Raw genomic sequence first — 14,193 nt, 5'->3', positions numbered from 1 at the left:
TCTGTGCCTGCTGTGCCCCGGCCAGCGCCGTCATCAGCAACATCGCCATCGTCCCGGTGAACGCCGCGCGCACGTTCTTCATGTCGTGCCCCGCGTCGCATGAAGTAGATCTGCAAGCGTAGTCGCGCACGCCTCGGGTTTATATTCCAGCAACTCATCGAAAGAGAAATGTCCGGTCGCCACGGCAATTACGGGCAGTCCGTTTGCATGTGCCGCGTCAATATCCCGGGGTGTATCGCCCACCACGCAAATACTCGCGTGCGCCCCCGCCAGTTCACGGGCCTTCTTCGCGGCGTTCCCGATCAGGTCAGACCGGACAGGGAATTGATCGCTGAAGCCGCCAAACCGGAACCACTCCCGCAGCCCCGCGCGTTCCACCTTGATCCAGCCAATCATCTCCAGGTTGCCCGTGGCCACACCCAGAGTTGCGCCGCGGCTCGCCAGGTACTTCAGCGTCTCTTCCACGCCCGGCATCAGGATCGGCTGCAACTCATGCCGCCTTACCGCGACGTTGGCGCACATGCCCTCGAGAATCGCCGCCATCTGCGGCTCCAGCACTTCCGGTGGAACCCCCGCGAGCGCGCAGGCCTCACGCAGTATTGAAGTATCTGTATTCCCGGCGAGTGAGACACCTTCGAGCGAGACTTCGATTCCCATGACCTCGCGCACCGTCGCGGGGAGGCTGTCCATGTGCACGCGGTCGCGGCTCCGCAAAAGCGTGCCATCGATGTCGAACAAATACGCATCCTGCGCATCCCAGGCAAATCCGCCTTCAATTGCAGTCCGCGCTTCGTTGTTCTGTTGAGTTGTCTGCATGCCGATGCGGAGCTTGCTCAGCCCTGGCGTATGCCCTGGCGCGCTGCTCCAAATATAGGACGTTCGCTGCGAGGTGGACGCTTGAGCCCGGCGCGGATTTCTGCCAGGCTGATGCCCAGTTCTGCCATCGTGCGGCTGAGCGTGTTCCGGTGAATACCCAGCTCTTCTGCAGCCTTGCACTGGTTCCCCTTGTTGGCCGCCAGCACTTCGCGCAGATACTGTCTTTTGAACTCTCTTACCGCATCCTCGTAGCGGATGCCGGTGGAATGCATCTGTGTTACCAGGCTGTCCAGGTCTCGTCTCACGTCAACCTCTTGCTCTACTAGATTGCCACAACCGGCAGGCTTCAGCCCGCGAAAAATTATTTGCTCTTCTCTTCGTGTATCAACTTCTGCGATTCCGATTCCAGTGTCTGCAGTTCGTTGCGTACCCGGTCTGAAAACCGCGACGGCGTTACCCGAATGCTTACGTGGAGCGCACTGAAGAAATACCTTGGCAACTTCGCTTCAGTCAACCACACAGTTTGCGGAAAAAACGCTACCGTAACGAGAATGCATACCATTACAAAAACCAGGCCCTCGATAAAACCGAACAGCCCTCCGGCCAGACGGTCCAGGCACCCCAGACCCACTTTCTCAAAAAACTTGGCAAGCAGTGATCCAAGGATCGCCGCCACCACCATCACCAGCAAAGCAATCACTATGAAAGCAATCGCATCGGCCACCTCGACCGAATGAATCACGACCTTCAGCACGGCCGCGAACCGCCAGTAGTTCCATGCCGCCAGCGTCAGTCCCAGCACCAGCCCTGCCAGCGAGAAAGCGGATCGGAAAAAACCACGCGCAATCCCTGTCAGCACCGCCGCCGCCATCACCACCACAATGATCCAATCGACGAGCGTCATGCCTTCCATCGTTCAAACCGTAACGTCAAGATCCCGTCCCGTCAACCGGCGAAATGCCTCGAGGTATTTTTCGAGTGTACGCTCTACCACGTCATCGGGAAGACTCGGCGCCGGAGCCTGCTTGTTCCATCGAATGCTCTCCAGGTAATCGCGCACAAACTGCTTGTCAAAACTCGGCTGCGCTCCACCCGGCTTCCACAGTGAGGCCTCCCAGAATCGCGAAGAATCCGGCGTCAGCACTTCGTCCGCCAAAACTATTCCATCCTGCGTCCTGCCAAACTCAAATTTAGTGTCTGCCAAAATCAATCCGCGCGACTCTGCATGCTTGCCCGCCTTCTCATAGATCGCCAGCGTCAGGCGCCGCAACTCCTTCGCTGCCTCCGCGCCTACCGCTTGCTCGACAGCCGCGAACGGAATGTTCTCATCGTGCGTTCCGTCCTGGCTCTTGGTCGAAGGAGTAAACAGAGGCTCCGGCAAACGTGATCCATCTTGCAATCCCGGCGGCAGCTTGATCCCACAGACGGTTCCGCTCGCCTTGTATTCCTTCCACCCTGAACCCGCTATATACCCCCGCGCCACGCATTCCACCGGAAACATCTGCGCTCGTTTCACCAGCATCGACCGGCCCTCAAGCTGGTCAGCATACTTGTGAAGCTGCGCTGGAAAATCTGCAACTTTCGTAGCGATCAGATGGTTCGGCGCGATGTCCCGCACCAGGTTGAACCAGAACAGCGAAATCTGCGTCAGAATCTTGCCCTTGCCCGGAATCCCCGTCCCCAGCACATGATCGAATGCCGAAATGCGGTCCGTCGCCACCAGCAGCAGGGCATCCCCTACCGCATACAAATCGCGTACCTTGCCCCGGCCGATCAGCGGAGTCGTGCCTAAGTCTGTCTTCAAGAGTGTTGTCATGGGAGAGTCTTTCCTTGGCGCTGTGAATCTCCGATTTTCTTGCCGTCGGCTCGCTTTGTCAAACCCAGTACGGCAATAAGTTGACTCCCGCGAAACCCAACTGGGTATCCCTCCACGTTTCCCACAATGCCCTGTGATGGCCGTCACGGAGCCCAAGAGGAAGTTGGGCGAAACTTCATTTGTCACCAAGGTTCGGGAGCCCGTTAGAAGGCACCTTTGAGCCGGGTGGTACGAGGCGGCAGTGGAAAGGGGAAGCCGCGGCTAGCTTCGTTTTATTGGGATCGCCAGTAGCTGCGTACTACCGACCTCCAGTGCCAGCTACTGGTCCCCGTCTTCATCTTGTATTTTTTGGTTCTTTCAAAAGCAAGCGCCTCCGAAGCGAAGATGTCCTTTGGAGGCGATTTTTTTGTCCCTGCATCAATTTCATCACGTTGACTGCGTCGCCTTCACCATGGTCAAGGCCGGATATTTCGAGCACCTATAACGCTGCTGTGCCCCATTCATGCGCTGTCTTTCGCGCATGGGCGGGATTCGCCGGGTGTGTCCGCGTCGATCACCTTACGAATCTCCCCGGCGAAAACAACCCAATCGGCTTTGTCGTCGATCCACTGATCGCGAGATCCGCCAGAATCTCCCCCACCACGCTCGCAAACTTGAATCCGTGCCCCGAGAACCCGCACGCCACCAAGCACGCTGCAAACCGCGGATGCTTCCCAATCACAAAATGCTCGTCAGGCGACATCGTGTAAAGGCAGGTCTTCGCGCGTACTACTTGGCCATCCAGCGCCGGCATCCGTGCCTTGAGCTTCGCGATAATTCTCAGCACATCGACATCGTGAATTTCGCGGTCGACACTTTCAGGAGTACACACCACATCGCTGCCGTGAATAGCCGCCTTGATCCCACCCAATGGCCCGTCTATTGCCGGAAAACCATATCCGGGATATCCGCCCTCGGGGTCTTCGCAGAGAAACACCGGAAATCTGTCTGGCAAAAACGGCGTCACTCCAGTCGTCGGCTGAATCCACGCCATGACCTGCCGCGTCACCCGCAAGGGAAAAATCCTCTGCAACGCAGCACTCGCCCACGGCCCCGCGGCAATCACAAGATGTCCCGCAGTGTACGCGCCTTTGCTGGTACGAACCTCAACCCCATCGCCCACCGCATCCCACGACAGCACCCTCTCCTCAAAATGGAGTTCAGCCCCGGCCCGTGACGCCAGCGCAAGCTGAGCGCGAATGCACTCTTCAGGAAAAAGATAACCCGCGTTTGTCTCATGGACCGCAACGTCGTCATGGAGCGGCACCACGACAGGGAAGCGCTCGCTAATGGCGCGCCCTTCCAGAACCTCGAACGGAATCGAGTGCATCTCTGAAGCTGCGATGGTGCGCCTCACCAGTTCGCCGTCTCGCGAGCCGATGTTCAAGCCGCCCGTGATGTGCAGCAAATCAGCGCCGGTGTCTTTCTCAATCCGCCGCCACAGTTCATAAGCCCGCAGCACCAGCGGAATGTAATCGGGACTCTCAAAATACGCCTGGCGAATCATGCGCGACCCGCCGTGTGACGAACCCTGGTCGTGCGCCGCCGTAAACTGCTCAATGCCCAGGACGTGCTTGCCCCGCTCCGCAAGATGCTGCGCAGCAGCGCTTCCCATCGCCCCCAGGCCAAGAACGATTACGTCGTAAGTCATTCAGCTCGATTCTGAAGTATCGATGGAAAGAATGTCAGACCGCGGACCTCTAGCAGTTCTGATATTTCCAGTTGCGCTGCTTGCCCTCGCTGATCCACTCGATCGCAGTCTCGATTCGCTTGTCCCGCGTCTCCGGCCTTTTCGCATCCGCGATCCACTCCACATATTCCTTCTTGCAACTCGGACTGAACGCATCGAACGCCGCGGCAGCCTTCTTGTTAGCCTTAAGAGCCTTGGCGAACTCTGGCGTGGGCTTGGCCGGCGGCGCGGGAGCCTTCACGACCTTCTGCCGAGCTGCAATCGGACTTGTGTACTCGCCCTTGTCGATAAATGAAGTGGCCTGCTTCAGCAAGCCGAGCATTTCTTTTTTGGGAGGAAGGTCTTTGACGCTGGTCAGGCGGCCAAGCGAACCCATGGCGCCCGGCTTCAACAGATCCATATTGCGCAACACCGCAGAAATCTCTTCACCCCAGAAGCCCCAACTGCAGTGCTCATTGAACGCCGACATGTTTCCCACGATGGCGCCCTTGTATTCAAAAAAAGGCCGGCTCCACTTGATGGTTTCCACCACCCCTGGACATGCCTTGTGAACCAGCTCACGAATCTCGAAGAGAATCGGCTGCGCAAAGGGCTTGGACTTGGCAATGTAAGCGTCGACGCGTTTATCGAAAGAGGAAGTTGGGCTCACGGTTCGCTCCTGCAAGATTTGCAAAACAGTGTACCGTCTTCTGACCAACCCGATCGAGCAAGAACCTGGAGAGATGCGTCGGACCGAAAATCAATGGGCCCCATCCATGACGCAGCCTCATCGCGGCATGGGTGGGAAAGCACGAAGTCTTGTCGTGATCGAAGATTTACGCAGTAGCCCGCTGCTGCTCCTGCCCACTCAGTTTCACGCTGATCACCTTCGAAACGCCTGGCTCCTGCATGGTCACGCCGTAAATCATGTCCGCGGCATGCATCATGCGTTTCGAGTGCGTCACCAGCAGGAACTGCGTCTCCTTGCTGAGGGAGTGCAGCAGATCGGCGAGCCGGCCGACGTTCGTTTCGTCCAGCGCCGCGTCCACTTCGTCGAGTACGCAGAAGGGGCTCGGCTGGAACTGGAAGATACCCACCAGAAGCGCCAGCGCCGTCAGCGCCTTCTCACCACCCGAAAGCAGCAGCACACTCTGCAGCTTCTTCCCTGGAGGCGAAGCCACAATCTCCAACCCGCTCTCCGCCTGATTCTCCACATCTGTCAGCCGCAGGAAAGCCTGCCCGCCGTGGAAGAGCCGTGTGAACACCTGCCCGAAGTTTTCGTTGATCCGCGCAAAGGCCTCGTCAAATTTCTCCCGTGAAATCTGGTCGATCTCCTTGATCGTTGCCTGCGTGTTCTCAATCGACTCCATCAAATCCGTGCGCTGCGTCTCAAGGAAGCTGTGCCGTTCCGCCGTTTCCTTGTACTCCTCGAGCGCCATCATGTTCACTGGACCCATCTGCTCAATCTTCTGTCGCAAGGTCCGGCACGTCTCTTCCTCGACAGCGAGCATCTCATCAGCTATGCGCACGATCTCCGCATCCGCGCGGAGGGTGGCAGCCTCCGCATTCACTTCGGTCAGGCAGCTTCCTTCCAGATGCTCCAGATCCGACCGCAACTTCGCCACCTGGCTCGACCGGCCACTGCGATCCTCGCGCAACTGGTCCAGCGCCGCGCGCGCGGACTTCAGTTCCGTCTCCATCGTGGCCAGTTGATGCCGCAACTCCATCGCCTGCGCTGCAATTTGCTCAGCCTGAGCCAGCGCCTCAGCCTTCAGCGCCGTCAACTCCTGTTCGCGCTGCGCCAGTTCCCCGCTTTCTCTGATGCGCTGTTCCCGCTCTGCCTCTGCCGCCGCGCGCTGCTGTTCAATCGCCAGCACTCGCCGCTCCAGATCGTTGTGCAACCGATCAATGCGCTGGAACGCCGCCTCTGCCCCGCGCCGCCGCTCTTCCAGGCCTGCCAACTCTGCCGTCAGCTTCGCAGCTTCGTGCTGCAGCGTCTCGCGGGTCTGCCGCATCGTCGCAAGTTTGCTCTGCTGCTCTTCGAGTGTCGCTTCAGCCGTTGTGCGCTCTGTTTCCAGCCGCACGGCCTCTTCGCGTTTTTGCTCAATTACCCCATGCTTGGCGTCGCGCGCTTCCTTGTTGCGCTCCGCCTGTAACATCCACTCCTGCAGCCTTCGTTCGATCCGCTGCGCTTCATTCTCCATCTGCTTCAGCGCCGCGCCCTGGTCCGCCGCATCGCGCTCGGACTGTCGCCGCTCTTCGCTCCGCGTTTCAAGCAGCGAAGTCAACTCTTCGATCTGCTTCGTCAGCGTCGCCGCTTCCAGTTCCGCCTTACCAAGATCGCGCTCCAGCAGTCCAAGCCGCATCTCCGTCTCGCGCAGTTCGCGCTTCAACACCAGCGGACCTGCGCTCGCCGGCTTGCCGCCCGTCACCGTCGCGTTGTGGAAACACTCACCTCCCGGCGTCAGGAAGTATGCATGCGTGTGCTCATTTGCCATCGCCTGCGCCAGTTCAGCCGTTTCCACAAGGTATCCGTCGCGCAGCTTGGGCAGAATGGTCTCCAGCGATCGGCCAAATCCATTCAACACGCGCACCGCATCCTTCAGCGGAGTCACTCCCGGTCTTGCAATCGTTTCAGCCGTCTCATTAAAAAGGGCAGCCTGCGCGGAATCGTGAATCAAAAATGTCGCGCGCCCATCCACGCCCGACTTCAGAACCCGCACGCCCTCCTCGGCCGCGTGCCAGCTCTTTACGACGACATAATTCAATTCATCGCGCAGAAATTCGTCCACAACCCCTTCGTGTTCACCGCTCACTTCGATAAAGTCCGCCAGCGTTCCCACGGGCGTCGAACCATTCTGCAGCGCACCCGGTTTAAGCAACCTGCGAACCGTCTCTGTGGAATAACTGTGATCGCGAATCAGCGACTCCAGCGATTCCTTCCGGCCTACTGCCGTTGCCTGTTCGCTACGCAGTTGATTCGCCCGCGCCCGTACAGTGTTTTCGTCCGCACGCCGCACCTGTAACTGCTCCCGCAGCTCGGCAATCTCCACTTCCAGCCGCTTCAGCGTCTCCGCAGCCGACTCAAACCGCAGCCGCGCCTGCCCGCTCTGCACGCCCAAGCTCTCCTGCTCATTGCGCGCCTGGCTCATCTCCGCATTCAGCCGCTCGGCCTCGCGCTCAAGCGCCGCAAGGCTCTCTTCTGCCTGTGCTGTGCTGTTGCGCGCATTGCCCGCCAGCGTCAACAGGTGCATCGCATGTCTGCGATCCGCCTCCAGCTTCCGCTCGGCGTTGAATACTTCATCCGCCGCTGAACGCGCCTCGTGCTGCCGCGCTTCCACCTTCTCGTGGAACGCCCGAGCCTCGCCCGCCGCCGTCTCCAGAAATGCGCGTTGCTGCTCGCGTTCTTCCGCGATGCCGCCAAGCTGGGTCCGCGTCTGCTCCAGTTCGCCCGCCGCAGCTGCAATCCGAGCGACCAACTCCGTTACGCGCTCCGCATTGCTGCGTTCCCGCGCCGCTGCACGTTCCAGTTCAACAGCGGCCGAATTCGCGCGATTCTGCGCATCCTGTCCTTCGCGATCAAGCTCATATCCGCGCTCGGTCAGCGAATGCTGGCTGCCTTCCATCGATCCAATCTCGCTTGCGCCGCTCGCAATCTTTTCCCCGATTGCGGCAATCTCCTGATCCAGCCGCGCCTGCTCCGCATCCATCAGCGTCATGCGGCTCGCCAGCACTACGCGCAGCCGACCGCGCAACTCATCACGCACCTGCGCGAACCGCTCCGCTTTGGAAGCCTGCCGCTTCAGACTGTTCATCTGGCGCGTCACTTCTTCGAAGATGTCGTCCACGCGCGCGAGATTCTGCTTCGAGCTCTCTAGCCGCAACTCCGCCAGCCGCTTCTTCGTCTTGAAGCGCGTAATTCCCGCAGCCTCTTCGATAATTGCGCGCCGGTCGTGCGGCTTCGAACTCAGCAACTGCCCAATCCGCTCCTGCCCGATAATCGCGTAACTCTCCGGTCCCAGGCCCGTCCCCATAAAGATGTCCTGAATATCGCGCAGCCGGCACAGCTTTCCGTTCAGCAGGTATTCGCTCTCGCCTGTTCGGAACAGCCGCCGCGTAATGACAACTTCACCCTTCTGCGGAGTCCGGTTAAACTTCCTGCGGCGAATCTTCAACATCACCGGTTGGGGCCCACCGGTGCTCGCCTGAATTCCACCCTCGGCTTCGGGTGCTTTCACCTGACCCGCTTCCTCGTCATCGTCCAGAACTTGCCCCGGCTGCTCTGAAGCAATAATTTCCTCAGCTTCGGCTGCCTTCTGTTGGCGCAGCGCGTTCTCATCCCAGTCCGCTGGCCCGTCGTGATCCACAACGACATCCGGCTCGACCGGAATCGGACCCTCGTACGCTTCAGGATCGACCATCGTGATGGTCACTTCGGCCATCCCCAGCGGCTTCCGCTCCCTCGTTCCGGCAAAGATTACGTCCGCCATGCTGCCGCCGCGCAAGCTCTTGGCGCTCTGCTCGCCCAGCACCCAGCTCACCCCGTCAAGGATGTTCGACTTTCCGCATCCGTTTGGCCCTACCACCACCGCAATGCCTGTTCCCGGCACGGTCAATTCCGTGCGGTCGCAAAAGCTCTTGAAGCCGAGGATGTGGATTTTTTTCAGTTTCAGCATGCTCACTCCGGATCAACGGGATACGAACGGGTACAACTCAGCATCGGCGATCGCGGCGCCAGCCGCATATGGGCCGTTTTTGGAGGGTTCCCCGTGAATCCGGGGTCCCAACGACAGGTCTTCGTCGTTGGGGTGGTTACCCTCTTCGATTACAGACTCTAAGGAGCCCAAAAGTCAGGGTCAATCATGTGGAGAGGTTCTTTTGTGGATAAGGGGGGCCAGAACCAATCTTCTTCGATTATTTTAGGCTTTTTTCGGAAATTGTCCTACTTTTATTGAGTTTCTACCGAGTTTTCCACAAGCCGATTGCGCCGGAAATTTAGCGCAATTTTGCTGAAGAACTTACCGCTTTCCGGATCACCTTCTCAATCGCTCTCAGCGCCTGCGCCCGTGGAAACCCCGGCCGACTCGCCAGGCGGATGGTTCTCCGCGACTTTCCCGTCAGCGGAAGCAGCACAATCTCCCTCTGCTCCAGCGACCCCGCCGCCAGCGCCGGAATCAACGTAGCCCCATATCCCGCCGCCACCAGGTTCACCAGCGTCTCCAGCGTGGCCGCCTGCATGGAACTCTGCAGTCCGGTCCGAACATGCCCCGGTCCCATACCGTGCGCCCCATGTTTCGCTCCGCAAGCTGCCAGTGCCTGCGTCGACAGGCAATGCCCATCCGCCAGCACCAGCAACTCCTCTGTCAGCGCGCTTTCGTCGATTTTTTTCGCACCCGCGAGCCTGTGGTTCAGAGGCAGCGCCGCTAACAGCGGCTCATCGTACAGTTCAATTTCTGTTATCTCCGGCGCACCCGTCTCTGTCGCTAATATTGCTGCGTCCAGCCTGTGATTCCGCAGCCCCTCCACCAGCGCTCGCGTCTGGTCTTCCCACAACTCGATCGTCAGCCCCGGATATCCCTGCTTCAGCGGATTCAAAATCAGCGGCATCAAATACGGAGCCACTGTCGGAATCACGCCCAGCTTCAGTGGCCCCATCAGCGGATCACGCGCCGCTCGCGCCACCGCCTCCATCTGCGCCGCCTCGCTCAGTGCCCGTTGCGCATGCGCCAGAATCTGGCTTCCCACCATCGTGATGTCCACGCGTTTGTTCGTCCGCTCCAGCAGCGTCACACCCAACTCGTCTTCGAGCTTTTTGATTTGGCTGCTCAGCGTCGGCTGGCTCACGTTGCACGCCTCCGCCGCCCGTCCGAAATGCCGATGCTCCGCAATCGCCACGAGGTACCGCAATTCCTGCAAATTCATTCGCTAACTCCGCTAACACTGCCAATCCCGCTAACCGCGCGCAGCGCAGCTAACTCCGCTAGCCCGCTGCTTTTCATCATAGACTGCGCCAATCATCATCAAAGAAACAATTGATTTGTCATATGGCACCCCGTGGCCTTACCTTACTCTTAAACGCGGCGTATATCTGCCGGGACTCTTCCGGAAACCTCCTCCTCAACCAGCAATTTGGCACACAAATACAGGAGACATCATGTCCAGCGAAGCACAATGCCCGTTCTCGAACGGCGCAATCAAGCACACATCCGCAGGAGCCAAAGGCAACAGGGATTGGTGGCCCAATCAGTTGAACCTCGGCATTCTGCATCAGAACTCCTCCCTGTCCAATCCGATGGAAAAGGAATTCGATTACGCGCAGGAGTTCAAGAAGCTCGACCTGAATGCGGTGGTTAAAGATCTCCATACCCTCATGACCGATTCGCAGGATTGGTGGCCGGCAGACTTCGGCCACTACGGACCGCTCTTCATTCGCATGGCCTGGCACTCCGCAGGTACCTATAGAATTCACGACGGTCGCGGCGGCGCAGGCCGAGGGGCGCAGCGGTTCGCGCCTCTCAATAGCTGGCCCGACAACGTCAACCTCGATAAGGCGCGCCGCCTGCTCTGGCCCGTCAAGCAGAAGTACGGCCGCAAGATCTCTTGGGCCGATCTGATGATTCTGGCCGGCAACGTAGCTCTCGAATCCATGGGACTCAGAACCTTTGGCTTCGGTGGCGGTCGTGCCGATATCTGGGAGCCGGATGTGGATACCGATTGGGGTCCAGAGACAGAGTGGCTCGGCGACCAGCGCTACAGCGGCGATCGCGACCTCGCAAATCCGCTAGCCGCCGTACAGATGGGCCTGATTTACGTGAATCCCGAAGGCCCCAATGGCAACCCCGACCCTGCGGGCTCGGCGCGCGACATCCGCGAAACCTTCGCCCGCATGGCTATGAACGACGAAGAGACGGTGGCGCTCATCGTTGGCGGCCACACCTTCGGCAAGACGCATGGTGCCGCCCCCGCGAGTCACGTTGGTGCGGAGCCCGAAGGCACAAGCTTTGAGGAGATGGGACTCGGCTGGAAGAACAGCTATGGTACCGGCATCGGGGCTGACACCATCACCAGCGGTCTTGAAGTCATCTGGTCCCAGACGCCGACCAAGTGGAGCAACAATTTCCTCAAAAATCTATTCGGCTTTGAGTGGGAACTGACGAAGAGCCCCGCGGGCGCACACCAATGGAAGCCCAAAGGCGACGCCGGCAAAGACACCGTCCCAGATGCGCACGATCCGAAAAAGCATCACCAGCCAATGATGCTCACTTCCGACATCGCTCTCCGCGTCGATCCCATTTACGAAAAGATCTCGCGCGACTTCCTCAACAACCCTGACAAGCTCGCCGACGCCTTCTCACGCGCATGGTTCAAGCTCACACACCGCGACATGGGTCCGATCTCCCGCTACCTGGGCCCGCTGGTTCCCAAGGAAGAGCTGATCTGGCAAGACCCGGTTCCCGCGGTCGACCATGAACTCATCAACGACAACGACGTCGAAGCGCTGAAGGCCAAAGTCCTGGCTTCCGGTCTCTCGATCTCCCAACTCGTCAACACCGCGTGGGCTTCGGCCGCAACCTTCCGCGGCAGCGACAAGCGCGGCGGCGCCAATGGCGCGCGCATCCGCCTCGAGCCGCAGAAACACTGGGAAGTCAACCAGCCCGCGGAACTGGCCAAGGTACTTTCCAAACTCGAAGCCATTCAGAAAGACTTCAACGCTTCGCAAAAAGGCGGCAAGAAAATCTCCCTCGCCGATCTGATCGTTCTTGCTGGTGATGCGGCCATCGAGTCGGCCGCAAAGAAAGCCGGACACGACGTCAAGGTTCCCTTCGAACCCGGTCGCACCGACGCCTCTCAGCAGCAGACAGACGTGTCTTCCTTCGCAGTACTCGAACCGGTCGCAGACGGTTTCCGGAACTACGCCCGCAAGGGAACCGAAGAACACGCAGCGGCGTTGCTGCTCGACAAGGCGCAGCTCCTCGGCCTGACCGGGCCCGAGATGACCGTCCTCATCGGCGGCATGCGCGCACTCGGCGCAAACGTCGCGCATTCGCAGCACGGTGTCTTCACCAAGCGTCCTGAGTCCCTGACCAACGACTTCTTCGTCAACCTGCTCGACATGGGTACGAAGTGGGCGAAGTCTGAGAAATCTCCAGACGTGCTCGAAGGTCGCGATCGTCACACTGGCGAACTCAGGTGGACAGCCACCATCGTCGACCTCGTCTTCGGATCGAACGCCCAGCTCCGCGCCATCGCAGAGGTCTATGCCAGCAGCGACTCGAAAGCAGCCTTCGTGCGTGACTTCGTGGCCGTCTGGAACAAGGTCATGAATGCGGATCGTTACGATCTGCTCAGGGAAGGGAAGATCGAAGCTGTTCCTCCCTCAACCCACCCCGTAGCCGAAACCGTAGCCAGCGTCTAAACAAACCGAGCCCACAAAGCGGGTGCCCCAGGTCTCGCTTCTGAGACCTGGGAAGGGAATTCAACAGGAATAAGAACGCACGGTGCCCCATTCATGGCGCAGTTCCATCGCGTCATGAGTGGGAAATCACAAAACCCAATTTCTCCTTGGCCTGCTCACTGACCACTGACCACTGTTCACTTCGCTCCGCGAAACTCCAGCGTCGCAAAATTCATTTGCCCCTGCGCCACCGTGTTCACAGTGATTACATTTCTGCCTTTGTTCAGATGAACCCGCACCAGATTCTTCGCCAGATTCCAGTGATGCCACTGCCGCCACGCCACCGGATCGGCCGCGCCGTATGTCGATGCAATCGCCAACGGCCCCGTCGCTGCCACGCCATTCACATCCAGTGAAATCGTTCCGCCTCGATTCGACGTGTACAACAGATCGGCGGTGTAATCGCCAGTCTCCGCTACATCCACCGTCACGTTGAACCACTCGCCCGGCTCCGTCCAACCCACATAGAGCAGACCCGCCGGCGGCGTAACTTTGTCGTACGGGTTATCGTCAATCTTCGGATCGAGTCCGAACTTCGTATATGAAGTGTCAACGCCTTCATTCATTCGAAACTCATTCAGATAAGTTCCATTCGCCGGATTCAGCGCGCCGCTCCCGTTATTCTTCGCGTCCGCATCGTGATACGCCACGCCCTCGCCACCCAGGTCGTAGTACGCGCACATCACTGTCCCCGGAATCTTCTGCGCTCCCCCGCTGTACTTGCTGTCATGGAACGGAGTTCCCTTATAGCTCTTCAGAAAATCCGCCTGCTGCGCGCCCGCCGAACTGGCCACCATCAGCGCAACCGTCGAAACCATCAACCAATTCCGGTAAACAAAACAATGCATCACCAAATTCACCGCTCTTTCTTGATAATGATCAGAGACACACGAATACTAACCGCGCGCCGTGAAATCCGAAAGCGCACGGAATTCACTAGCTCGTCGCATCGGTCATTTTGAGCAGCTTGTCATCCCGACCGAAGCGGAGGGATCTGCAGTTGCTCCTCGTGTCGAAGCCGGGATGAATTGAGAATCAATCAATTCCGCAAATTTGCCTTGTCGGACTTCAGGAACCACCTGAAGACGGTAAAGACGCCGATAAGTACGACAGCAACGGCGATTCCGGCTCCAAGCATGGTCTGATGTGTTACGGCCAATCCAACCAGGAAAATCCCGAAAAACACGGTGATCACTCCAGCGATCCAGGGAGCTATTTGCTGCACTACAGGCCAACGTGAAATCTGCTTCATGTGGGCTACCTCTACACGTTGCGAAACTAAAGCGTCCCTATTCTACGCCGACCGCGTCGTTGTTATGCGGACTCCCTCGCGTTCCGAGCAAGTCTGGAAAACCCGGAAATTCCAACATCGGCAACCTTACAACACCGGTGCTGATC

Annotated in this window: 11 protein-coding genes; 1 reads left to right on the top strand and 10 read right to left on the bottom strand. The window is 58.9% G+C overall.

Annotated features, from left to right (window positions below):
- Positions 1-78: 78 nt before the first annotated feature.
- From WA354_RS08435 to WA354_RS08400, 8 genes are all read right to left on the bottom strand, one after another.
- Complete coding sequence (locus WA354_RS08435) at positions 79-816, bottom strand: HAD family hydrolase (RefSeq protein ID WP_472812561.1); 738 nt, start codon at positions 814-816, stop codon at positions 79-81.
- Between the two features lie 17 nt (positions 817-833).
- Positions 834-1,121, bottom strand: a complete 288-nt coding sequence (locus tag WA354_RS08430; protein ID WP_472812560.1) for a helix-turn-helix domain-containing protein — start codon at positions 1,119-1,121, stop codon at positions 834-836.
- Positions 1,122-1,177: 56 nt separating this feature from the next.
- Positions 1,178-1,720 (bottom strand): CvpA family protein, encoded by a 543-nt coding sequence (locus WA354_RS08425; RefSeq protein ID WP_472812559.1) that lies wholly within the window; start codon positions 1,718-1,720, stop codon positions 1,178-1,180.
- Positions 1,721-1,732: 12 nt separating this feature from the next.
- Positions 1,733-2,632 carry a phosphoribosylaminoimidazolesuccinocarboxamide synthase gene (locus WA354_RS08420; protein WP_472812558.1) on the bottom strand — a complete coding sequence of 300 codons (900 nt, stop codon included), beginning with the start codon at positions 2,630-2,632 and terminating at the stop codon, positions 1,733-1,735.
- A gap of 553 nt (positions 2,633-3,185) precedes the next feature.
- Positions 3,186-4,322, bottom strand: coding sequence for an N-methyl-L-tryptophan oxidase (solA, locus tag WA354_RS08415; RefSeq protein ID WP_472812557.1), 1,137 nt, complete (start codon positions 4,320-4,322; stop codon positions 3,186-3,188).
- A gap of 49 nt (positions 4,323-4,371) precedes the next feature.
- A complete protein-coding gene (locus WA354_RS08410) occupies positions 4,372-5,010 on the bottom strand; it encodes a DUF1801 domain-containing protein (protein WP_472812556.1) in 639 nt (212 codons plus the stop codon).
- A 166-nt stretch (positions 5,011-5,176) separates the two neighbouring features.
- Positions 5,177-9,016, bottom strand: coding sequence for a chromosome segregation protein SMC (gene smc, locus WA354_RS08405; RefSeq protein ID WP_472812555.1), 3,840 nt, complete (start codon positions 9,014-9,016; stop codon positions 5,177-5,179).
- A 319-nt stretch (positions 9,017-9,335) separates the two neighbouring features.
- Positions 9,336-10,262 carry a LysR substrate-binding domain-containing protein gene (locus WA354_RS08400; protein WP_472812554.1) on the bottom strand — a complete coding sequence of 309 codons (927 nt, stop codon included), beginning with the start codon at positions 10,260-10,262 and terminating at the stop codon, positions 9,336-9,338.
- Positions 10,263-10,494: 232 nt separating this feature from the next.
- On the opposite strand from WA354_RS08400, the gene katG reads away from it, so the two are divergent.
- Positions 10,495-12,756: a catalase/peroxidase HPI gene (gene katG / locus WA354_RS08395; RefSeq protein WP_472812553.1), complete on the top strand. Its 2,262-nt coding sequence runs from the start codon at positions 10,495-10,497 to the stop codon at positions 12,754-12,756.
- Between the two features lie 176 nt (positions 12,757-12,932).
- Here the strand turns inward: katG and WA354_RS08390 are convergent, their stop codons facing one another.
- Together WA354_RS08390 and WA354_RS08385 are read right to left on the bottom strand one after the other, a co-directional pair.
- Positions 12,933-13,613, bottom strand: a complete 681-nt coding sequence (locus WA354_RS08390) for a hypothetical protein (protein ID WP_472812552.1) — start codon at positions 13,611-13,613, stop codon at positions 12,933-12,935.
- A 221-nt stretch (positions 13,614-13,834) separates the two neighbouring features.
- A complete protein-coding gene (locus WA354_RS08385; RefSeq protein WP_472812551.1) occupies positions 13,835-14,047 on the bottom strand; it encodes a hypothetical protein in 213 nt (70 codons plus the stop codon).
- Positions 14,048-14,193: the final 146 nt, after the last annotated feature.

It is taken from the genome of Occallatibacter sp. (assembly GCF_049802275.1).
Taxonomy (GTDB): domain Bacteria; phylum Acidobacteriota; class Terriglobia; order Terriglobales; family Acidobacteriaceae; genus Telmatobacter.
The sequence above is the reverse complement of the archived record's forward strand: the minus strand, read 5'-3'. Positions and strand labels throughout refer to the sequence as shown.